This window comes from Acinetobacter sp. YH12096 (genome assembly GCF_013419215.1).
Classification (GTDB): domain Bacteria; phylum Pseudomonadota; class Gammaproteobacteria; order Pseudomonadales; family Moraxellaceae; genus Acinetobacter; species Acinetobacter amyesii.
In genome coordinates, this window is sequence record NZ_VPAM01000003.1 from 41167 (window position 1) to 63402 (window position 22236).

22 protein-coding genes are annotated in these 22236 nt (G+C 42.1%); 15 read left to right on the top strand and 7 right to left on the bottom strand.

The annotated features are described in order from the left end of the window. The first annotated feature begins 67 nt into the window (after positions 1-67). On the top strand, positions 68-925 hold the full coding sequence (locus FTU36_RS01560; protein ID WP_168377928.1) for an alpha/beta fold hydrolase: 858 nt from the start codon (positions 68-70) through the stop codon (positions 923-925). A gap of 406 nt (positions 926-1331) precedes the next feature. On the opposite strand, the gene hcaR is transcribed toward FTU36_RS01560, so the two are convergent. Then, positions 1332-2237 (bottom strand): DNA-binding transcriptional regulator HcaR, encoded by a 906-nt coding sequence (gene hcaR / locus FTU36_RS01565; protein ID WP_180002937.1) that lies wholly within the window; start codon positions 2235-2237, stop codon positions 1332-1334. Between the two features lie 279 nt (positions 2238-2516). On the opposite strand from hcaR, the gene hcaE reads away from it, so the two are divergent. The 9 genes from hcaE to FTU36_RS01610 all read left to right on the top strand — a co-directional run bounded on the left by hcaE (position 2517) and on the right by FTU36_RS01610 (position 11449). Then, positions 2517-3884 (top strand): 3-phenylpropionate/cinnamic acid dioxygenase subunit alpha, encoded by a 1368-nt coding sequence (gene hcaE, locus FTU36_RS01570; RefSeq protein ID WP_067763943.1) that lies wholly within the window; start codon positions 2517-2519, stop codon positions 3882-3884. Continuing rightward, positions 3881-4399 carry a 3-phenylpropionate/cinnamic acid dioxygenase subunit beta gene (gene hcaF / locus FTU36_RS01575; protein ID WP_067763936.1) on the top strand — a complete coding sequence of 173 codons (519 nt, stop codon included), beginning with the start codon at positions 3881-3883 and terminating at the stop codon, positions 4397-4399. The genes hcaE and hcaF overlap by 4 nt, the downstream gene beginning before the upstream one ends. Beyond that, positions 4399-4725: a 3-phenylpropionate/cinnamic acid dioxygenase ferredoxin subunit gene (hcaC, locus tag FTU36_RS01580; protein ID WP_067763933.1), complete on the top strand. Its 327-nt coding sequence runs from the start codon at positions 4399-4401 to the stop codon at positions 4723-4725. The genes hcaF and hcaC overlap by 1 nt, the downstream gene beginning before the upstream one ends. A gap of 2 nt (positions 4726-4727) precedes the next feature. Beyond that, positions 4728-5546: a 3-phenylpropionate-dihydrodiol/cinnamic acid-dihydrodiol dehydrogenase gene (gene hcaB / locus FTU36_RS01585; protein ID WP_067763930.1), complete on the top strand. Its 819-nt coding sequence runs from the start codon at positions 4728-4730 to the stop codon at positions 5544-5546. Between the two features lie 65 nt (positions 5547-5611). Beyond that, the gene (locus FTU36_RS01590) at positions 5612-6574 is read left to right on the top strand and encodes a 3-carboxyethylcatechol 2,3-dioxygenase (protein WP_180116679.1); all 963 of its coding nucleotides are present in this window, start codon (positions 5612-5614) and stop codon (positions 6572-6574) included. 11 nt (positions 6575-6585) lie between these two features. Next, on the top strand, positions 6586-7821 hold the full coding sequence (hcaD, locus tag FTU36_RS01595) for a 3-phenylpropionate/cinnamic acid dioxygenase ferredoxin--NAD(+) reductase subunit (RefSeq protein WP_180116680.1): 1236 nt from the start codon (positions 6586-6588) through the stop codon (positions 7819-7821). A gap of 436 nt (positions 7822-8257) precedes the next feature. Continuing rightward, positions 8258-9160 (top strand): DMT family transporter, encoded by a 903-nt coding sequence (locus FTU36_RS01600; RefSeq protein WP_168377924.1) that lies wholly within the window; start codon positions 8258-8260, stop codon positions 9158-9160. 231 nt (positions 9161-9391) lie between these two features. Then, positions 9392-10333, top strand: coding sequence for a cation diffusion facilitator family transporter (locus tag FTU36_RS01605; protein WP_078192768.1), 942 nt, complete (start codon positions 9392-9394; stop codon positions 10331-10333). A 60-nt stretch (positions 10334-10393) separates the two neighbouring features. Further along, complete coding sequence (locus FTU36_RS01610; RefSeq protein WP_180116681.1) at positions 10394-11449, top strand: MBL fold metallo-hydrolase; 1056 nt, start codon at positions 10394-10396, stop codon at positions 11447-11449. An 82-nt stretch (positions 11450-11531) separates the two neighbouring features. Here FTU36_RS01610 and FTU36_RS01615 read toward each other — a convergent pair whose 3' ends face one another. Further along, positions 11532-13052, bottom strand: a complete 1521-nt coding sequence (locus FTU36_RS01615; RefSeq protein WP_111884100.1) for a catalase — start codon at positions 13050-13052, stop codon at positions 11532-11534. 1166 nt (positions 13053-14218) lie between these two features. Here FTU36_RS01615 and FTU36_RS01620 point away from each other — a divergent pair. Both FTU36_RS01620 and FTU36_RS01625 read left to right on the top strand, forming a co-directional pair. Then, complete coding sequence (locus FTU36_RS01620) at positions 14219-14374, top strand: hypothetical protein (protein WP_180116682.1); 156 nt, start codon at positions 14219-14221, stop codon at positions 14372-14374. 211 nt (positions 14375-14585) lie between these two features. After that, entirely contained in the window at positions 14586-14765 is a 180-nt protein-coding gene (locus FTU36_RS01625) for a hypothetical protein (RefSeq protein ID WP_180048821.1), read from the top strand. A 204-nt stretch (positions 14766-14969) separates the two neighbouring features. On the opposite strand, the gene FTU36_RS01630 is transcribed toward FTU36_RS01625, so the two are convergent. Next, on the bottom strand, positions 14970-15578 hold the full coding sequence (locus FTU36_RS01630; protein ID WP_180002945.1) for a TetR/AcrR family transcriptional regulator: 609 nt from the start codon (positions 15576-15578) through the stop codon (positions 14970-14972). 91 nt (positions 15579-15669) lie between these two features. Between FTU36_RS01630 and FTU36_RS01635 the strand changes: the two genes are divergently transcribed. Both FTU36_RS01635 and FTU36_RS01640 read left to right on the top strand, forming a co-directional pair. Continuing rightward, complete coding sequence (locus FTU36_RS01635) at positions 15670-17331, top strand: acyl-CoA dehydrogenase family protein (RefSeq protein WP_180116683.1); 1662 nt, start codon at positions 15670-15672, stop codon at positions 17329-17331. 196 nt (positions 17332-17527) lie between these two features. Then, positions 17528-17728: a hypothetical protein gene (locus FTU36_RS01640; protein ID WP_067764150.1), complete on the top strand. Its 201-nt coding sequence runs from the start codon at positions 17528-17530 to the stop codon at positions 17726-17728. Between the two features lie 22 nt (positions 17729-17750). Here FTU36_RS01640 and FTU36_RS01645 read toward each other — a convergent pair whose 3' ends face one another. The 4 genes from FTU36_RS01645 to FTU36_RS01660 all read right to left on the bottom strand — a co-directional run bounded on the left by FTU36_RS01645 (position 17751) and on the right by FTU36_RS01660 (position 21343). Next, positions 17751-17912 (bottom strand): hypothetical protein, encoded by a 162-nt coding sequence (locus FTU36_RS01645; protein ID WP_180010167.1) that lies wholly within the window; start codon positions 17910-17912, stop codon positions 17751-17753. A gap of 67 nt (positions 17913-17979) precedes the next feature. Then, the gene (locus tag FTU36_RS01650; RefSeq protein WP_180020946.1) at positions 17980-18408 is read right to left on the bottom strand and encodes a hypothetical protein; all 429 of its coding nucleotides are present in this window, start codon (positions 18406-18408) and stop codon (positions 17980-17982) included. 80 nt (positions 18409-18488) lie between these two features. Continuing rightward, positions 18489-20786, bottom strand: coding sequence for a phosphoenolpyruvate--protein phosphotransferase (gene ptsP, locus FTU36_RS01655; protein ID WP_180005299.1), 2298 nt, complete (start codon positions 20784-20786; stop codon positions 18489-18491). A 77-nt stretch (positions 20787-20863) separates the two neighbouring features. Beyond that, on the bottom strand, positions 20864-21343 hold the full coding sequence (locus FTU36_RS01660; RefSeq protein ID WP_180065340.1) for an RNA pyrophosphohydrolase: 480 nt from the start codon (positions 21341-21343) through the stop codon (positions 20864-20866). Positions 21344-21524: 181 nt separating this feature from the next. Here FTU36_RS01660 and FTU36_RS01665 point away from each other — a divergent pair, with 181 nt between their 5' ends. Beyond that, on the top strand, positions 21525-22181 hold the full coding sequence (locus FTU36_RS01665; protein WP_180116684.1) for an HAD family phosphatase: 657 nt from the start codon (positions 21525-21527) through the stop codon (positions 22179-22181). Positions 22182-22236: the final 55 nt, after the last annotated feature.

Below are 22236 nucleotides of genomic sequence, written 5' to 3' on the forward strand. Positions count from 1 at the left end.
GAGTCCCCCTTGTGTTTAAATCCGTTATGGATTGAAACATAAGCTCTACGCAATACGAGGAGCATGTATGAGCACTGTTCAGATTCCTGACTATACAACTGATTCATTCTTTGGTTTAGAAGATAAATGGATTGAAACTGCTGAAGGCGAATTAACGCATTACCACGAAGTGGGTGAAGGCACACCAATTCTATTTTTACACGGTTCAGGTACAGGTGTATCTGCTGCGGCAAACTGGTGGTTAAACCTTCCACAAATTGGTGAACAAGCTCGTTGTATCGCTATCGATACGATTGGCTATGGTCAAACTGTTGTTGCACCGAATACTGCTTATGGTATCCGTGCTTGGGTTGATCACGCTGTACGTACGTTAGATGCCCTAGGTATTGAAAAAACTTGGTTAGTGGGTAACTCACTCGGTGGCTGGTTAGCATTCCAAATGGCTTTGGACTATCCAGAACGTGTATTGGGTATCGTGTCTATGGGTACAGGCGGTGCTAAACAAACTGCAGCACTTAAAGCACATGCAAACCCTGTATTAACCGAAGAAGGCATCAAGAAAACCTTGTCTATGTTTGTTGTAAACAAAGACTTGATCACAGACGAATTGGTAAAAGTACGTTTCGCTTCTGCTGCAAATGACTATGCATCAAATCGTTTGATGGATGTTGTTGGCGCACGCGACCGTGACCGTTTCGAATTCCCACTCGACTTTGAAAAAATGAAAGACATTACTGTGCCAGTATTGTTGATTCACGGTGTACAAGACGTGGTGATTCCAGTATCTCGTACGTGGGATATTTTGAACACAGTTCCAAATGCGGATGCGCATATCTTTAGCCAATGTGGTCACTGGTCACAAGTTGAAAAAGCAGAAGAATTCAACACCGTGATTAAAGATTATTTAAAAGCGCGTGGTGTGTAATTTCTTGTCACTGACATGAAATTCAAAAAAAGGATGGTTTTGCCATCCTTTTTTTTATATAAATCTTTTGAAAGAAATACTGTAAATGAGTATTATTCTCATTAATGGGTCGACAGTGTACGGTCTAAATCAGTAAAAAGGCATAAAATAAGCTCATCTAAATGGTTGGGGAAGGGGAATTATTTATTAGACTTAAGTTGTAAATCGGCTATTCTTAGCAATTTTTATCAATATCTAAACTAAAATTTATAAGTTATTTTCCATCAAGTCGATATGCATGATAGATAAAATGCGTCGATTAAAACATTTAAACGATTAAAAAAGCGACTTTTTAGCCATAAAAAAAGCACCATTATTCATTTTAAAAATAATGGTGCTATATCTATAAATTATGACTTGGCGAAAATTAACGCTGTTCGCGATTAATATCGAGATAAAAAACTTTGGTTAGCAGTTCAAGGAATTTATCTACAGCCACAGAACTCGCCGTTTTTCGGTAACTTACATACAAGTCTAGATACGGTAATTCGACATCTAAAGGACGAATCACCGTATTGTTCATGGTCAATGGCGCGATGTATCCCGGTAGGATCGTGCAGCCTAAGCCCATGCCGATGGAGTTAATGTTAAACAGGATATTGTCGGCTTTTTGCACGATATTAAATTGAATATCATGGGTCGAAGCAAAGTCCAAAATGGCTTCATGCAACGTGCCAGATTGTTCACGTGCAGGAATGATAAAATCAATCCCATTCAATGCTTTAACTGGAATGCGCTCGTACTTCGCTAAAGGGTGATCTTTGGGTAAAATAAAGATCAATGGTTCACGCAGTACAAACTGACTTTCAATTTCGTCGCTGTGGAAGTTATTGCGGGTAAAAGTGATGTCCAGTTCACCTTTTTGCAGCAATTTCATCTGATCACGGTTATTTAAACTGAGTAATTCAATCTTGAGTTCTGGGTTCTGAACACGTAAATTTGGCAGCACATAAGGGAAGATTTTCATCTCTGCGACAGGGACAAAACCAATGCGCAGCATCTGCTGTTTGGCTTGTGAAACCTGACGTGCCATCGCCACGGCCTTGTCTGCTTGAGCTAGTGTCAAACGTGCTTGTTCTAGAAATACGGCACCTTCTTCTGTGAGCTCAACTTTACGTTTAGTACGGTGCAACAGTTTTACGCCGACATCTTCTTCAAGATCTTTAATTTGTTGGCTTAAAGAAGGTTGAGCAGTATAAAGTTTTAACGCAGCTTTACTGAAATTGAGTTCTTCAGCGACAGTAATAAAGTAGCGTAAGTGTCGTAATTCCATATAATCAACCCGTGGAGTAATCCAAAAAATGTCTTACTTAGAAGTCCGTTCAGTATAATCTATAAACAACTATTGCGTGAGGATTATTTTACCATTCACGAAATAAATGGTGTTCTCGGCAATTTAAAAAAAATGCCATAAAAAAAATCTACCGTAATAATCCATAAAATCTCTTAATTAAAACAAAATAAATATTTCCCGAATATCGCTCTAAAATCCATCATCGTTGAAAAGTTGAGTCTATTACTTTGTGCCTTACTGGTCACAGGAGAGCTTTTCATGAGTGGAAAAATTGATGTGCGCGAAATCGATGCTTTGGTCGATGCACAAAATGGACGTATCACGCCATCTATCTATACCGATCCAGACATTTACGAACTTGAATTAGAACGTGTGTTCGGTCGTACATGGTTATTCCTATGCCATGAGAGCCAAATTCCTAAAGCCGGCGATTTCTTCAATACCTACATGGGTGAAGATCCGATTATCGTGGCACGCCAAAAAGACGGCTCAATCAAAGCATTCTTAAACCAATGTCGTCACCGCTCTATGCGTGTGAGCTTCGCAGACTGTGGTAATACACGTGCATTTACTTGCCCGTACCATGGCTGGTCTTACGGCATTGATGGTTCTTTAAAAGATATCCCACTTGAAGACCGCGCGTTCCCGCACGGTGCTTGCAAAGAGAAATGGGGTCTTGTTGAAGTTAACCGTGTTAAATCATACAAAGGCTTAGTATTCGCTTGTTGGGATGAAACTACACCTGACCTAGAAGAATACATGGGCGATATCGCTTGGTACTTAGATGGTGTTCTTGACCGTCGTCCAGGTGGTACAGAAATTATCGGTGGTGTACACAAGTGGGAAATCGAGTGTAACTGGAAATTTGCAGCTGAACAGTTTGCATCTGACCAATACCACGCATTGTTCTCTCACGCATCTGCGATCCAAGTATTGGGTGCAAAACCAGATGACGAATCATCTAAGAAATTAGGTGCTGCACAAACCGCTCGTCCTGTTTGGGAAACTGCGAAAGACGCGATTCAATATGGTTCACGCGGTCATGGTTCAGGCTTCTTCTTTACTGAAAAACCAGATGCAAACGTTTGGGTAGACGGTGAAGTGGCGAACTACTTCCGTGAAACATTTGATGAAGTTAAAGAGCGTCTTGGTGAAGTACGTGCACTTCGTCTTGCTGGTCACAACACCATGTTCCCAACATTGTCTTGGTTGAACGGTACTGCAACGCTTCGTGTATGGCACCCACGTGGTCCAAATAAAACTGAAGTGTGGGCATTCTGTATTGCAGACGCTGAAGCATCTCAAGAAGTAAAAGAAGCATTCGAACGTTCTGCAACACGTGCATTCGGTCCTGCTGGTTTCCTTGAGCAAGATGACTCTGAGAACTGGATTGAAATTCAAAAAGTTTTACGTGGTTATAAAGCCCGTCAAAACAAATTAATTATGGAAATGGGTAAAGGTAACGAGAAAGTACGTGAAGATGGTATCCCTGGTATCACCAACTACATTTTCTCAGAAACAGCTGCACGTGGTATGTACCGTCGTTGGGCTGACCTATTGATTCATGAAAAATGGGAAGACGTTGAAGCTGCGGCTGACGAATATGAGAAGGAGCTTATGAAATGAGTCAAATTAGTTTAGAACTCCATCACCAAATTAGTCAGTTTCTTTATCGTGAAGCAAAATTGCTTGACGATTGGAAGTTCCGCGATTGGTTAGCTGTATTAGCTGAAGATATTTCTTATACGTTACGCACAACACCAAACGCGCAAACACGTGACCGTCGTCGTTCGATTGAGCCGCCAACAACTTGGGTATTTAACGATACTAAAGATTTGTTAGAACGCCGTGTAGCTCGTTTAGAGACAGGTATGGCTTGGGCTGAAGAACCTCCTTCACGTACAACACACATGGTTTCAAATGTGATTGTTGAAGCGACTGAAGTTGAAGGCGAATACGACGTTTACGTAACGTACTTGTTGTACCGTACCCAGAAAGAGAAAGATGTAACAATCTACTGTGGTAAGCGTCACGACAAGATCCGCAAAGTCGACACTGAGCAAGGTTTCGAAATCTTCAACCGTAAGATTACCCTTGATCAGGTGACTTACAACTCACATAACCTGAGCGTGTTCTTCTAATGAATAAGATTTTTGTTTGCCAAGTTGACGAATTAGACGAAGGCGAAGCATTGAAAGTAGATTGCGGCGTTAACGGTATCGATGCGCTTGCAGTATTCAACAACAATGGCGAATTTTTCGCGATGAACGACCGTTGTTCACATGGTAATGCTTCAATGTCTGAAGGTTACCTTGAAGATGATGGCACTGTTGAATGTCCACTTCATTCGGCTCGATTCTGTTTGAAAACTGGTCAAGCATTATGCTTACCAGCAACAGATCCTATCAAGACATTCCCTGTGATTGTTGAAGATGGTGCTTTATACGTAGAGATGGCAGGAGAGTAATCATGGGTTGGCTACAAGGCGAAGTTGCACTTATTACCGGTGGTGGTTCAGGCTTAGGCTGGGCATTGGTTGAACGTTTCTTAGAAGAAGGTGCAAAAGTTGCCGTTCTTCAACGTTCTCAATCGAAAGTTGATGCATTGAAAGAACATTTTGGTGACCGCGTGCTTGCGATCGCAGGAGATGTAGCCAGCTATGAAGATAATGTTCGTGCAGTTCAAGCAACTGTAGAACATTATGGCAAACTTGACTGTTTCGTCGGAAACGCAGGTATCTGGGATCATTACGCAGATATCGTCAATACATCGGGTGAACAGCTGGAGAAAGCTTTTGATGAGATTATGGGTATTAACACCAAATCTCTCATCTTAGGTGCCAAAGCTGCACTTGATGCATTGATAGCTTCGGAAGGTTCTATCATATTTACTTTGTCTAACTCAGCACTGTATTCGGCAGGCGGAGGCCCTGTATACACAGCGTCTAAGCATGCTGGCGTTGGGATCATGAAAGAATTAGCCTATGAGCTTGCGCCTAAAGTACGAGTGAACGCTGTTGCTCCGTCGGGTATGAATGTAAACATCAAAGGTGCTGCTTCTTTAGGCCAAGAAAACCTCGGTCTACTCGATGCACGTGATCCTGAGAAGATTGCACGCGGCATGCCGCTCAATTTCTTACCCGAACCTGAAGATATGACTGGTTCATACGTGTTATTGGCTTCTCGTCAAAACAACCGCCCATTAACTGGTGTTTTAATTAATGCTGAATGTGGTCTGGGTATCCGTGGTTTACGTCAACCACGTGCTGGCTTCTTTGACGAGATTTAATTCGCCAAATACGTAAAGGACTTACTCGGCAGCCGTCTTGGCTGCCTTCCGTTTAGGAGTCACCCATGGCCGTTAAACTTATTTGTGCATCGCACAGTCCCCTAATGGAATTCGCTTCTCCGCAAGAGAAATACAAAGAGGAAAAAGTTCGCGAAACTTTTGCCAAACTTGCGAAAGAAGTTGAAGACTATAATCCAACATTGATCATTACTTTTGGTCCAGACCATTTCAATGGTTTCTTCTATGACCTCATGCCATCTTTCTGCGTCGGTATTCGTGCCAAAGCAGCAGGTGATTGGGATTATGGTAAAGACAATGACCACATCAATGTGCCTGAAGAAACAGCAATCAGTCTGGTTCGTCGCGTATTGGATGAAGGTGTCGATGTTGCATACTCTTATCGTATGCAGGCAGACCACGGTGTGACTCAACCATTACATTTCCTTTGTGGTGGCAAGCTTGATCGTTATCCAACGATTCCAATTTTTATCAATGGTGCAGCTGCACCGATGCCAACAACCAAGCGTACAGTCGCTTTGGGTCGTGCAGTCGGTCAGTTCATTAAATCATTGAACTTAGAGAATGAACGTGTACTTGTTTTGGGTACAGGTGGTTTGTCTCATGATCCACCAACGCCGCAAATGGGTTCAGTTCCACCAGAAGTGGAAGAGTTCCTGATTGCAGGTCGTAATCCAACTGAAGAGGCACGTAATACACGTCAAGGCAAAATCATTGCTGTCGGTCAAAAACTCGCAGCGGGTGATACTTCTGTCGCAGTGCCTTTAAACCCAGAATGGGATCGTGCATTGCTTGATACTTTCGCCAAAGCTGACTTTGCTGCCATTGAAGCGATGACTGAAGCTGAAATTCGTGTTGAAGGCGGTCGTGGCGGTCAAGAAGTTCGTTCTTGGATGGCTGCTTTTGCTGCACTACATGAAGTGGGCGAATACGACATAACAACACATTGCTACGAAGATATTAGTGAGTGGATTGCGGGCTTCGGCATCGTATCTGCAGAATTGAAATAAGGAACAAACCCATGAGCCAAAATGGTATCGAAACCATCGTTATTGTTGGAGCTGGTCAAGCTGGTGCTAGCGCCATTTTAGAACTCCGTGCGAACAAGTATGAAGGCAAAATCATTTTGGTGGGTGATGAAACACATCTTCCTTATGAACGTCCGCCTTTGTCTAAAGACGTAATTCTAAAACCTGAAGAGACCAAAATCGAAATTCTGTCAGAAGAAAAATTGGCAGAACTCGGTGTTGAACATATTCGTGGCAATGGCGTTGTGAAAATCCATAGCGATGCGAAAACAGTTGAACTGAAAAATGGCGAAATTGTTGCATTTGACAAGTTGCTTCTAGCAACCGGTGGTGCAGCACGCCGTTTACCGAATTTCGATGCTTTGGGTAAACACGTTTATACCTTACGTAACCTTGAAGATTCACAAGCATTGGTGCCTGTATTACAAGCGGGTCGCCGTATTGTATTGATCGGCGGTGGTGTGATTGGTCTTGAGCTTGCATCTTCAGCACGTTCTAAAGACTGTATCGTGACCGTGATTGAAATGGGTCCGATGGTCATGGGTCGTTCATCTCCACGTGTTTTAAGTGAATTCTTATTGGCACAGCAACGTCTTGCAGGTGTAGATGTTCGTCTTTCGACTTCTATTGCTGACTGTAAGCTTGATGGCGAAGAAGTAGTGATCACGCTTGAAGGCGGTGAAGAACTTCGTGCCGATGCAGTGATCTATGGTATTGGTATTGTGCCAAATGCTCAATTGGCTGTAGAAGCTGGCCTGGATGTTGATTTCGCGATTAAAGTAAATGAAAACTGCCAGACTTCAAATGCAGACATCTATGCAGCAGGTGATGTGGCAACTCAACTTCGTAATTGCGGTAACCACCGTCGTGTCGAAACTTGGGAAAATGCCAACCTGCAAGCAGGGATCTTTGCACGTCATGTGATGGGCGTTGAGCATCCGACACCTAACCCGGCATGGTTCTGGACAGATCAGTTGGACATCAATTATCAGTTCGTAGGTGACATGGCGGCTGCTGAATGGCAAGTTCGTGGTGAAATCAATCCAGAGCTTCGCGCTGAATCATCATTCGTGATGTTTGGTGTGACTGATGGCGTTATTGTCGGCGGTATTACGGTAAATGCGGCAAAAGAAATGCGTCACCTGAAAAAGCTGATCAGCAAGAATGCAGCGTTTGAAGCAGATAAATATTTAGATTTAAGCCAAGATTTACGTAAACTTGTAAAGTAAGCTGAATGTCTAAGATGAGCAGACTTGCGGTAACGTAGGTCTGTTTTTTTATGTCTTTAGTTTTAGCATCGCACTTATAAAGCTATTTTGTAGTCCATGTATATAGTTTTAGCTTATGTAGATCTATTCAACGGTTTTAATCCTCCCCAGCCCTCCTTTTTCAAAGGAGGGAGTAGTCTTTGTGAAGAATGGATTTCGTTTAGATGTTTCCCTCCTCTTTTTTTTAAGAGTGGTTAGGGGAGATTATTGATCGTTTGAAGAGAAGTCCTTATACCCCAAACGATCGGGTGGCATTCATACCGCCTCCAATTTAGTTGATAAAGGGGAGAACAATAATTGGTCTTAAACTTTATTAGTTAATGGTCTTACGAGTAGTTCCAGATCTGAATAGTGGGTTTCAGGTTAAGTCGTTAGAACAATCAAATTTGAGAATGAAATGAAATCTTCACTGCCGCTGACGGCAAGTATATATGCTCTTTTGGTACTGATTTGGGCGACGACGCCGCTCGCGATTGTGTGGAGTGTGCAGGAAATACATCCGATGTGGGTGTTGATTATCCGTTACTTCGGCGCATCTATTATTGCGCTGTTTCTATTGAAATTGATGCGTGATCCTTTGCCGTTTGATGAAACCTCATTAAAAAGTTATGTGGCAGGGAGTTTGAATTTGATTGGCGCACAGTTGTTTATTTATCTGGCAGCCAATTATCTCACCTCTGGTTTAATGGCACTGATTTTTGGTTTTTCACCCTTAATTGCCGGTTTGATTGGGCATGTAATTTTAAAAACACATAAATTGGTCGCTTTGCAGTGGTTGGGCATGGCGGTTGCAGTGGGAGGTCTAACTTTTGTCTTTGCAGATTCTGCTGATAGCAAAGTCAATCCAATTGGCGTTGTACTGATGCTAATCAGCATGGTGTCGTATATTAGTTCGATTTTTTGGGTGAAGCAGATTAATGCACCGTTAAAGCCGATGTCACAGGCAACCGGTTCCCTGATTGTTTCTGCTTTAGGATCGATGCTCATTATTCCATTTATTTGGCAGCATTTTCCAACCGAATTGCCAAGTGGCCGTGCGATGATTGGATTTGTCTTTACCATGATCATGTCATCCATTGTGGCAATGCTGTGTTACTTCTGGCTTATAAGACGTTTGGCCGCATCAACGGTGTCACTCAGTAATGTGATGACACCTGTCATAGCATTGGTTTTGGGAGCTACGTTGAACAGTGAACATATTAGCTCCAATGCCTTTGTTGGAATCGTCGTCGTGATGTTTGGTATTGTGATGTACTTTTGGAAAGAGTGGCGCGAGCAGTATTTTAATAAAGTACGTTGAACCTCGTACATCTAGAGAATTATAAGGAAGCTGCGGCTTCCTTTTTTGTTCTATACCTTTGCGCTAAAGAGCGTGTTTCACATGGAATATGATGGCATTGTCGAAACAATCGACAGTTGGTGTAAAAACAACAAAATAACAAACAACAGCTACAGTCAGTTTGAGTACTATGGAATGAGCTATAAAATCAAATAGATCTGTTTGATAAAAATAAATTTAGGACAATTTTAAATGTCTGAATCTAACAAAATCGTGGTATATGCAGCGCTCTTCGGCAATTTAGCGATTGCACTGGTGAAGTTTGTCGCTGCCTATATCACGAATAGTTCTGCCATGTTGAGTGAAGCTATTCACTCTGTGGTTGATACTTTAAATGAAATCTTACTGCTCTACGGTATGAAAAAATCGCAGCAGCCAGCAAATGCACGCCATCCGTTTGGCTATGGGCGAGAGCTGTATTTTTGGGCTTTTATTGTGGCGTTGATGGTCTTTGCTTTGGGTGCGATCGTGTCGATTTATCAAGGGATTAGTCATATTTATCACCCCGAAGAAATGCAAAATCCGATGATTAACTATATCGTATTAGGTATTGCGATTTTGTGTGAAGGGACCTCTTGGTTTGTGGCATTGAAAGCATTTCGTAAAATCAAAGGGAAACAGGGCTATTTTGAAGCATTTCGACGCAGTAAAGATCCGACGACATTTACCGTGTTATTTGAAGATTCAGCAGCGCTGATTGGTCTGTTTATTGCCCTGATCGGTATCTATTTATCACACGCGCTGAATATGCCAATGCTTGATGGTCTGGCATCAATTCTAATTGGGGTTGTACTCGCTATTTCAGCAATTTTACTTGCACGTGAGACTAAAGGATTGCTCATGGGAGAAACTGCTGACCCACAATTGAGGCATAATGTCTTGATGGTTGCAGAGCAAGATCCAGCAGTGCATTCTGCCAATGGGGTGTTAACAGAGCAGATGGGTGCACATCAAGTTTTGGCATCTTTGAGTCTTGAATTTAAAGATAATTTAACGTCAGATGATATCGAAGCTTGTGTCAACAGAATTGAAGCACAAATTAAACAGCTTCATCCTGAAATTGTGGCACTCTTTGTCAAGCCTCAATCTCGGAAGGTTTGGCTTGAGCGCATGAAAGGTCGTCTTGATCAATAGGTCTGCGAGGTTAAATACTTTGCAAGGTTTGTCAGCACAGTGAATGAATTTTAAATACATATGAATCAAAAAACTCAATCAGCACAATTTCAAATCAGTACTGAACGCTGTATGAAACATACGTGGACGAAGCCTGTATTTGATTATCTGGCAACCGACCATTTTAATGGGGAAAAATTCTTTAATACCATTCGAAATCCAGATCCGTTTACGCGTAAAGATATGCTGAAATGGATCATGACGCGTAAAAGCGACACGTGGAAAGTAGATCGTGAGCAAGAATACCAACAGTTTTTTGCCTCTTCGCGTAGCATTCCGCAAAATCGACCTTTGGCTAAAATGGATGATTGGTTGGTATGGTTTGTCGGGCATGCTACGGTTCTGATTCAGATTGGGCCGTATAATTTTTTGACCGATCCTGTGTGGGCGGAGTATGCAGGCCCACGTCAGGGGACTGGACCACGACGCGCGTGTCCTGCAGGCATTGCCTTAGAAGAATTACCCACCATTCATGGGGTTTTGCTGAGTCATAATCATTATGATCATATGGATTTGGCAAGTCTAGATTGGTTGCATGAACAATTTGCTATGCCGATTTATACCGGTTTAGGCAACGCTTATTATTTGCCAACACACTTCAATGTCATTGAACTTGATTGGTGGCAATCGGAAATGTTTGAAGATTTGCGTATCGTTTATACGCCTGCACAGCATGGTTCAGGTCGTGGTTGGCGAGATCAAAATCATGCCTTATGGGGAGGTTTTTCCATCGTGCATAGTACAGGACATTTCTTCTTTGCTGGAGATACGGGCTATGCCGCACATTTCAAACAAATCCATACACGCTTAGGTGCACCCCGAGTAGCGTTATTACCGATTGGAGCTTATGAGCCACGTCGTTTAATGAAATATTTGCACATGAATCCCGAAGAAGCTTTTCAGGCGCATAAAGATTTACAGTCAAAATGTTCATTGGCAATGCATTATCGGACTTTTCAGTTGACTGATGAAGCTAGAGACCAACCTGAACATGACTTACATCATGCAATGCGAAAAACATCAAAGTTAATGAATCCATTTTTAACCATGCATGAAGGCAAAAAATTGATTGTTTAAGAATTAATTAAAAGGTAATTGGAATATTTAATGCCAAGAAAAAACCACCTTAAAAGGTGGTTTTTTTATTCAAAGATAAAACTTAAAGCAAGCCTGGATTACCTTGAGCTGGATCAGTTGCACGAGCAGCTTGCGCATCCGCTACAGTTAAGCCTAATGCTTTTGCAACACCTTCACCATAAGCTGGATCACATGCGTAACAGTTACGGATATGACGGTATTTAATGAAGTCGAGTGCATCGCCCATTGCGCCAGCAGTGTTATTAAACAATGCTTGTTTTTGTTCATCATTCATTAAGTTGAATAATGCACGTGGTTGACTGAAATAGTCGCTGTCATCTTCACGATAATCCCACAAGTCAGCATCACCAGTAATTTTCAATGGTGGTTCTTTGTATTGTGGTTGCTCTTGCCATTGGCTGAAGCTGTTTGGTTCATAATGCGGTGTTGCACCATAGTTACCATCCATACGGCCTTGACCATCACGACGGTTGGAATGAACAGGGCAACGTGGTGCATTTACAGGAATTTGGTAATGGTTTACACCCACGCGATAACGTGCAGCATCAGCATAGTTGAATAAACGCGCTTGCAGCATACGGTCAGGTGAGAAGCTAATGCCCGGCACCAAGTTACTTGGTGCAAAAGCGGCTTGTTCAACATCTTGGAAATAGTTTTCAGGATTACGGTTGAGTTCGAATTCACCCACTTCAATCAACGGATAGTCGCCTTTAGGCCATACTTTGGTTAAATCAAATGGGTGATAAGGTACTTTTTCTGCATCAAGTTCAGGCATAATTTGAACGTACATTTTCCATTTTGGAAAATCGCCGCGTTCAATTGCATTGAACAGATCGGTTTGTGAGCTTTCACGGTCTTTGGCAATAATCGCTTCAGCTTCAGCATCGGTTAAGTTTTTAATGCCTTGTTGAGTGCGCATGTGGAATTTAACCCAGAAGCGTTCATTATTGGCATTAATAAAACTGAAAGTATGACTGCCAAAACCATGCATATGACGGTAACCATCTGGAATACCGCGGTCAGACATCACAATCGTAACTTGGTGTAGAGCTTCAGGTAGTAAAGTCCAAAAATCCCAGTTATTAGTTGCACTACGCTTATTGGTTTTAGGATCGCGTTTTACTGCTTTGTTTAAGTCAGGGAATTTACGAGCATCACGTAGGAAGAAGACAGGGGTGTTATTACCAACTAAATCCCAGTTACCTTCTTCAGTATAGAATTTCAGGGCAAAACCACGAATATCGCGTTCTGCATCTGCAGCACCACGCTCACCTGCTACGGTAGAAAAACGAGCAAAAAGTTCAGTTTTTTTACCAACTTCTGAGAAAATTTTAGCGCGGGTATATTGGGTAATATCGTTAGTCACGGTAAACGTACCGAAAGCACCAGAACCTTTGGCATGCATACGACGCTCTGGAATTACTTCACGAACGAAATTACCGAGTTTTTCATTAAGCCATAGGTCTTGGGCAAGCAAAGGACCACGTGCACCTGCCGTCATACTGTTCTGATTATCTACAACAGGAGCACCAGCATCAGTTGTTAGGTGGGTGACAGGACATTTTTTAACGTCGTCGCTCATTGAGTATCTCCATTATTATAATCATGTATTAAAGTTGGGAGTTATAACCTTATCAATTGATAACACGCTCAACAGCACATGACATTAACCGTTTTGTTAATTCATTTTAAAGTGACAATGTGACAACAGTTTTTCTCTCATTCTAAAATTTTTCAAGCAGCAATCAATCGAAGAGAAGTCATAAAACTGTAGCCGTTAAAAGCTTAAAAATCTTTATATACTTATTGACTCTAAAGCTTTCTGTGGCTTTTTACAAATGGAAAAATAGTTTTGAATAAATGGTTAATTCGATGAATCAAGTTGTTGAATTTAAATTATTTGTTTATATATTTTGTTTTAACATTTTATCGATGAATTAAACTCAAATATATCGCTATGATAGGTAGAACAGGACGAAATATTTAAACCCATATTTTTATTATGGATTTTGGCCTTAATATAGGTTTTTTAGCTGATTCTAGTTAATGAAAGACATTTTTGAGCTATTAATATTGGAGAGTTTTTCAACATTAAAGACATTATTTAATACTTAAAATAAGCTAAAAATACTGCTGAAGAAATATTGGCAAGTGGTCTAAGTTGTTTTAGAAAATTGTATATAAATTTTTATGGGATGATGCTAGTTGGCACACCTATCTTTATTGTTATCAGGTCAGGTGTTGTCACTCCAGCGTGAATCGATTCCTACATCATATCAACATACTAGGCAACCTTACGTGATCGCATATCGTAGTTGAGGGGGTTAATGGCGAACCCATTTTGACCTCGGGATATATTTTACTCCCAAAAGGATAAGTACTTAAACAAGACTGGACCGTATTGGCATGAGCACATGGCACGACTGTGTGGCTGATACAAGTGCTCCTTCAAGTGATTATACAATGGGCCTGTGTATAGTTTGCAACTAGTCATAGATGGTGCAATCGACAGTTGTTTGAGGCATGGCTATGTAGTGGTTACAACAGATTATCAAGGACTAGGTAAGCCAAAACAGCACCCTTATATGAATGTAGTCAGTTAAGTTTATAATTTGGTGGATTCTGTACATGCACTGCATTCTTGGAAGCCGAAGCAATTTAATAAAGACTGGATGGTGATGGGGGCATAGTCAAGGTGGTGCAGCTGCTATTGCGGTTGCAGCTCAGGGACAAAAAGATGCGCTTGAATTGAATCTTAAAGCTGCAATACCCTTGGCACCGGGTGGTTATCAATATGAATGTATTGCTGAATACGTAGAAACCAATCCAAATCCAGATACCAACGTAGCGGCATTTTTCCCCATCGTGTTGTTGGGAGCAGCCGAAGCAGATCGATCAATGTAGATCAACAGGTTAGTCCAGATATGAAGTCTTTACTAAATCAGGCCCGTAAACGCTGTTTATCAGAACTAAAAAATTAGTTAAAACAAGCACCTCAGCCAATCTTTTAAAAAATTCAGACTTAAGGCCATCCCTAAGCTATTTAAAACGGCAGTCGATTGAATATATGACCCTAACCGTAACACTGATGTTTGTTTAAGGCGCCGCAGACCATTTGTCGATCACCTTGGTACTCAAAGTTATTACCAAAAAGTGTGCAAATAAAAAATTGCCAGTAGTCTATCAGGCGATCCCAAATGGCTATCATCGTGGTGCATTAGGCCATAGTCCAAAATATACGGCTGAATTTTTAAAGAGCTTACAACTGGCCAGCATTGCAAAGGCGTATAAATGAGACAAGTAAGCTGGCAATAAAAGCTTAACTTCTAAAGCACTTTTATTGACGGATGAAACAAGTGATGAATGATTTTCTTCTACCGTAAAAATGAATTTCCTAAATATCTAAAATAACTGGTTTAAGAGCCGATTTTTTGTAAATAACATGACTTTATTTTATTCACCGATGCATTTGAAACATCATTAGACTTGTCCGCGAAGTCTAATCGCGCAACATATGAATTATATCTCGCTTTAATTCATCCCACTCCCCAAAATCAGGCTCAATCAATAAAGTTTGCGACACAAAGCCATAACACACCCGCTGCATATTTAAAGCCATCTGTTTGAGCTGTTCATCATCCTGTATAAATGGCTCAAGCATACTGCGCCACATTTGCACCATCATGGCATAACTCTTACGGTAACTTTCAATATCTGAAATCTGCCGTTCTAACAAAAACACCTGTGACCATAAAAACTGCTGTGCTTGAATTTGCTCAATTTGAAAATGAATAATTCGCTCTAAATAAGTCTGAAACTTCAAATCTGTGGATAACTTGATCAAGCTATGTGCATAACTTTTTAAGCTTTCCGCATTGTGTTTCACATGTAAATGAATGGTTAGCGCAATCAAATCTTCCTTTTTAGAAAAATATTCATAGAACGTTCCCAAGCCCACGCCTGCAAGGTCGGTAATTTCCCGAATGGTAATTTGGCTGGCAGGACGCTCATGCAAAAGCCGAACAAAACTGTCCTGTAAGGCTTCTTGCGTCAGTTTGGCACGTGATTGACGTGGCTTACGCCGTATTTGAATGGCTGAATGCTTCATATTTTTAAGCGCGGAAAACCGAACGTCTATGCTTTAAATTTTCTCTATACTGAAATGAAAAGCCAACAAGAACAAGCGGAAAATATAGACGATGAATACATTAGAACAGACATGGATGACGCATCAAATCAGCAACCAATTTGATGAACTAGAAAACTACAATCTATTTTCAAGCGATACGGTTTTACATGAAATCTTAAAACGCTGCAGCAGCCATGATCAGCCGACTTTATGCGAAATGGGCAAAGTGGCAGGTTCGAGTGAATACTTTCAGCATGGGGCTTTAGCCAACAAACATACCCCAATTTTACATGCCTTCGATGCGCGAGGCCGCCGTACTGACTTTATCGAGTTTCATCCTTCATGGCATAAATGGATGGGGCTCAACCGCCAGTTTGATACCCATGCACATCCATTTAATCAGCCAAATTCCAAGACAAAATGGGTGGAGTGGGCAGCACGTTTTTATTTAGCAGGTCAGGTCGAGTGCGGCAATTTATGTCCAAATTCAATGACACTCGGCAGTATTCCACTCATTCAGCGTGAACCTGAACTGTGGGCCAAAATTGGAGAGAAACTACTATCGACTGAATATGATGAACGCGATGTACCGATTGCGCAGAAAATGTCGATTTGGCTCGGTATGGGCATGACTGAAAAGCAGGGCGGTTCGGATGTACGTGCTAATGAAACTATAGCTGTGCCTGTGGCAGAAACAGGACGAGGCAAAGCTTATTTACTCACGGGGCATAAATGGTTTTTCTCTGCACCGATGTGTGATGCGCATTTGGTGGTGGCAAAAACCGAACAAGATGGCTTGGCTTGTTTCTTTGTGCCACGTTGGTTGGAAGATGGCACGAAGAATAATATTCAGGTGCAACGCCTAAAAGAAAAAGTCGGTAACCGCAGTAATTCAAGCTCGGAAGTCGAATTCAAAAATGCGTGGGGCATTATGATTGGTGAGGCAGGGCGTGGCATTCCAACCATTATTGAAATGGCGAATTATACCCGTCTGACCTGTTCGGTCGGTTCGAGCGCCATGCTGCGTCAAGCTTTGGTGCAATGCATTGCCTATACCCGTCAGCGTCAGGCTTTTGGTAAACATTTGATTGAACAACCCTTAATGCGTGCAGTTTTGGCAGATTTGGCTTTAGAGAGCGAAGCAGCGACTCAGCTCAGTTTCCATTTGGCGCAGTGCTATGAATCGGATGATGCTTTGTCTGTTGCATGGAAACGCATCATGACCCCAGCAGCCAAGTTTTGGATTTGTAAGCGTGCCGTAGAGCTAACAGGGGAGATGATGGAAGTCTTTGGCGGCAATGGCTATGTCGATAACGGCATCATGGCGCGCATCTTTAAAGAAGCACCTGTGAATACCATTTGGGAAGGTTCAGGCAATGTCATGTGCCTAGATGTGCTGCGTGCGATTGGGCGTGACCCTGAATCTATTGAAGTGCTGTTTAAAGATTTGGCGAGTACAGCAAGTACAGATGAAAGCTTGCAAACAGAATTGCAGGACTTGTTCAGGTTGTTCCATCAATCACCTGAAGATTTACAATTTATGGGGCGCAGTTTGGTCAGTCGTTTAACGGTACTTGCACAAGCGGTGTTATTGAAACGCTATGCGCCTGATTATGTAGCAAATGGTTTTATTCAAAGCCGCTATAGTGCGAAACATGGGCAAGTGGTGGGCATGCTGGATGCTAAAAAGGTCGATGTAGAGCGAGTATTAGAACGGGCTTTTGCTAGCTAAATACAACGTATTTCCCTCTCTCAATGGGAGAGGGTTAGGGAGAGGGAAATAATGTGGCAAAGCAATTTTTTTTTTGGCCTTGGGGCTAACTACGCTGTATCAAAAAGCCATAGGAAAGTGCTTGAAAAAATCTAAAAATAGATCAATATATGCACTACAGTACGAGGGTGCTGTATAGGCAAAAAGGTGAATGCAAATGGCAAAGAAAAAAGTCCTGCCTGAAGTTGAAGTTCGCAACTTTGTGGCAAAACACATGAACGATTTTAACAAAAGCCAAACTTTTGTAGATCGAAAGAAAAATGCAAAACGCGGCTATGCAAAGCACAAAAAAGGGGGATATTCGAATGATTATCTCCCTTTTTATTTCAGTGTATTTTCTCAGTTTTTAGTCTACTAAATGATTCGGCTTCAACATCTGCTTAAACAAATTCCACATCATATTCCATACGTTTTGCTGTTTGCTTCGCAATCTCTAAGCCATGCAATTTGGCCACAATATAAAGCGATGCATGGATCCCCGAAGAAATCCCCGCAGCATCTAAGACTTCAACTTCGTTGAATAATAAGATACCAACGTTCATTTAGGTGGTTCCATGCAGGATTTAAAGCATTGGTTTTGAGTTGAAATATTGAACATTAAAACACCGCTTATTTTGAAAATAAGTCTTCAAACATTTTGTTGAATGTGGATTTTTGTTGTGGTCTAGACGCTGTGCTTTGATGTTTTACGGCGTTATTAGGTTGCTGAAGTACGTGTTCCACCTGACTGGTCAATTGCTCAAACCATGTTGCGTCGCTGTGCTGCGTCTGATTTAGCTGTTTGGCGCGCTGTGCAGCCAGCACCGATGGATCATTTTTACCTAAGCGGCGCTGCTGTGACGCAGTAATTTCTATACCGAGTAAGGGGGGAATACGAGAGCGGCTGACCGGAGCTTTGGATTTTGTTGGCTTGGTTGGGCGTATATTGACTTGTTGTGCTTGGGACGGTCTAGGTCGAGTTGAGGATACTTTTTCAATCGGTGTATCGTGTTGCAGCTCTAACATTTTTTGTTTGAGTTGCGGATGGATCTTTGTCATATAAAAGGCAATGGCGACAAAAGCCAAAAAAAAATAAAAAATCCATCATCACCTCATTTTATTATTTTACATGAGTGTTCTTAAGCACTCACGATTCGGGTTGCCGATTTCACCATATCACCAAGACCATGAGTCTTGAAGTAGTACTCCATCATGCTTTTCACCATCAGTGGATTATTCATGCTCAAAGCACGATCCAAGAGCTCTTTTGCATCTGGCATCGGCACATGGCAGATGGCTTTACGGACTTTGAGGATATTACTCGAACTCATCGATAGGGTATTAAAGCCCATCGCCATCAGTAAAATAGCTGTGAGTGGATCACCGGCCATTTCTCCACAAATACTAATCGGCTTGTCGTATTTATGACATTCTTGCACCAAGCGAGTCAGCGCACGAAGTACGGCTGGGTGTGAGTGTGAATAGACATTGGCAACTCGTGGGTTATTTCGGTCAACCGCAAGTAAGTATTGGGTTAAATCGTTAGATCCGACCGAGAAGAAGTCAACCAATTCAGCAAACTCATCGATCTGTAACAGCACACTCGGCACTTCGACCATGATGCCGATTTTGGGTTTGGTAATTTTCACCTGTTCTTCTTCTTGCACCGCTTGCCAGTCACGATCGAGCAAATACAACGCTTCTTCGACTTCGCTGACACTGGTCACCATCGGCAGCAATATATGCAAGTTGTTCAGGCCAATACTGGCTTTGAGCATGGCACGAATTTGGGCTGAAAAAATCTCAGGATGATCGAGAGTAAAGCGAATTCCACGCCAACCCAGTGCTGAGTTTTCTTCTTCAATCGAGAAATAAGGAAGGTCTTTATCTGCACCAATATCGAGGGTACGCATCACCACTGGTTTATTGGCAAAATGACTGAGCTGTTGACGATAAATAGCGCGCTGTTCTTCTTCACCGGGGAAGCGATCACGCAGCATAAATGGAATTTCAGAACGGTATAGACCGACACCTTTGGCGCCACGTTGTACACCGCGAACCACATCGATCATCAAGCCAGTATTTACAAACAATCGAACCGCAACACCGTCAGGGGTGATGGCATCTTTGGTTTCGTATTGCTTCAGATCTTTAGCAATTTGCTCTTCTTCTTTTTGAATCTCTTTATAACGTGTGCGTAAACGACGAGGTGGATTGATGAATACACGACCTTGATGTGCATCGACAATCATTTCGACATCATCGAGGGTATTAATTGGTAGTTCAGTCACACCGACTACGGTTGGAATACCGAGGGCACGTGCCACAATCACCATGTGTGAGTTCATGGCACCTTCAGTGGTTACAATCGCCGCTATTTTATCGACAGGGAGTTCAACCAAGGCAGCCGTAGAAATTTCCTCACCAATTAAAATGCTTTCATCGGTGATTTCACGGTGACTGGCATCTGCTTCTTGCAAAAAGGCCAAGATACGACGCCCTAGATCTTTTAAGTCTGAAACACGTTCGCGGAGATAGTCATCTTCCATCTGTGCAAAGAGCGCAATGTGTTTATCAATAACAATGCGTACCGAACCTTGTGCCCAGTTACCGTCACGAATTTCACTTTTGATTTCCGCGGGAAGGGCATTGGCATCGAGCATCCGTAAAAACACGCTAAATAATGCGCGTTCTTCGGCCATAAGGGCATCTTGCATCTTTTCATCGAGGGACAGAATTTCTTGACGAACTGCGTCTATGGCATTGTCGAGTAATTCGAGTTCTTCACTGATGTCATCGGCTTCACGATCGGGGACTGAAGCCAAATCAGCAGGTGGATATAAGATGACTGCACGACCTAGCGCAATACCGCCTGAACCTGAAATGCCTTGGAAGGTTTTATAGGCAGGGAGGTTGTTTGGTTTACGAAAGACTTCGATATTCCCGACGGCATGTGCATGGGCAATCACCCCTGAAAGTTGAGCGCATAGGGTCACGAGGAAGGATTCGGCAGCTTCGCTAAAGTCTTGAGGCTCTTTGTTTTGAACCACCAAGACGCCCATAACTTTACGGCGATACATCACCGGAACACCGAGGAAGGAATTGTAAATTTCTTCCCCCGTTTCTGGCAGATACATAAAGCGTTCATGTTTGGGTGCATTGTCTAAGTTGACGATTTCTTCACGCTGTCCAACTAAGCCGACCAAACCCTCACTGGTATGCAAAGAGACATGTCCAACGGCTTCAGGGTTTAAACCCTTAGAAGCCATCAGTAAATAACGATGATTTCGTTCATCAAGCAAGTAGATTGAGCAGACATCCACATGCATGGCTTCGGCCACTTGATTGACCATAATGTCTAAAGATTCATGCAAACTGGCCGACGCATTAATCTCTTGGACTATGCGTCTTAAGGTATCCAGTTGCATGTTCGACATCGTGTCTGCTCCAAAAATTATTCTGCTTTATTTATAACAACACTCATCCTAAAAATCTGCATCCATTCTGCAAATTTTTACGGTTTTTGCGGAAGCTGATTGCACAGCTCCACCATGGCTTTACGATATACATCGCGTTTAAAATTCACCACTTGTCCCAATGGGTACCAATAGCTGACCCATTGCCATTGATCAAACTCAGGTGGATCTGACAAATCCAGCTGAATATGCTGTGCTGAAGCTGTCAGTTTCAATAAAAACCACTTTTGCTTTTGACCAATACAAACGGGGGCTGAATCGGTACGTATATACCGATGTGGCAAACGATAGCGCAACCACCCTTGGGTTTGTGCTATCACCTGGACGTGTTCGGGCAGTAAGCCAACTTCTTCTCTCAGCTCACGGTAAAGTGCCTGTTCGGGGGTTTCTCCATGTTGGATACCTCCTTGTGGAAATTGCCAGGCATTGTGACCAATGCGCTTTGCCCATAAAACTTGTCCAATGTCGTTTGCCAAAATGATCCCGACGTTGGGTCGGAAACCTTCTGAATCGATCATTTGGCTACCTAAATATTGTGTAATTTATGACTTTGCTCACGGGGACGTTTATTTCTGTGTCCATCTCGAAAAAGCAAAGTGTAAAAATGTTAAAATTGTTATGATCTTAACGAATTTCTATCGACTAGCGGAGATAGATTTACAATTTTTTTCTTAAATTTCAGCTTTTACGAGTATTTTCATGAAATTGGCACTGTTTGACCTTGATCACACCTTATTAAATACCGACTCAGACCATTCTTGGGGGGAGTTTTTGGTCAATGAAGGCTTGGTTGATCCAATTCGTCATCGTGCCATGAATGACAAATTTTATGATGATTATAAAAAAGGCCAGCTCGACCCGATTGCCTATAACGAATTTGTATTTGAGTTTTTAACCCAACATGACAATGCCTACTTAACTGAGTTACATCAGTTGTTTATGAAAAAAGTTATTCGTGCGCAAATGCGTCCAGAGGGCTATGCTGCCATTCAGCGCCATCAAGATGCCGGGCATCAATTGGTCGGGATCACCGCAACGTCTGATTTTATTACCGCACCGATTTTTCGTGAATTCGGCATTACTGAAATCATTGCGACCAATGCCGAAATTGTAAATGGTAAATATATAGGTAAAGTAATTAATACTCCGTGCTATCAAAAGGGCAAATTAGTCCGTTTGAATCAATGGTTAGAAGGTCGTGATGTTACAGAGTCCTGGGCCTATTCAGATTCAATCAATGATCGATTCTTATTGGAATATGCGGATCATGCAATTGCAGTTAATCCAGATGATCGTTTAGAGGTCCTAGCAAAAGAACAAGGTTGGGACATTCAAGACTGGTCAATTCAAGCCTAAAAATAGATATGCTAAAAAAGCATCATTAGATGCTTTTTTATTTGACGTCCTTTTG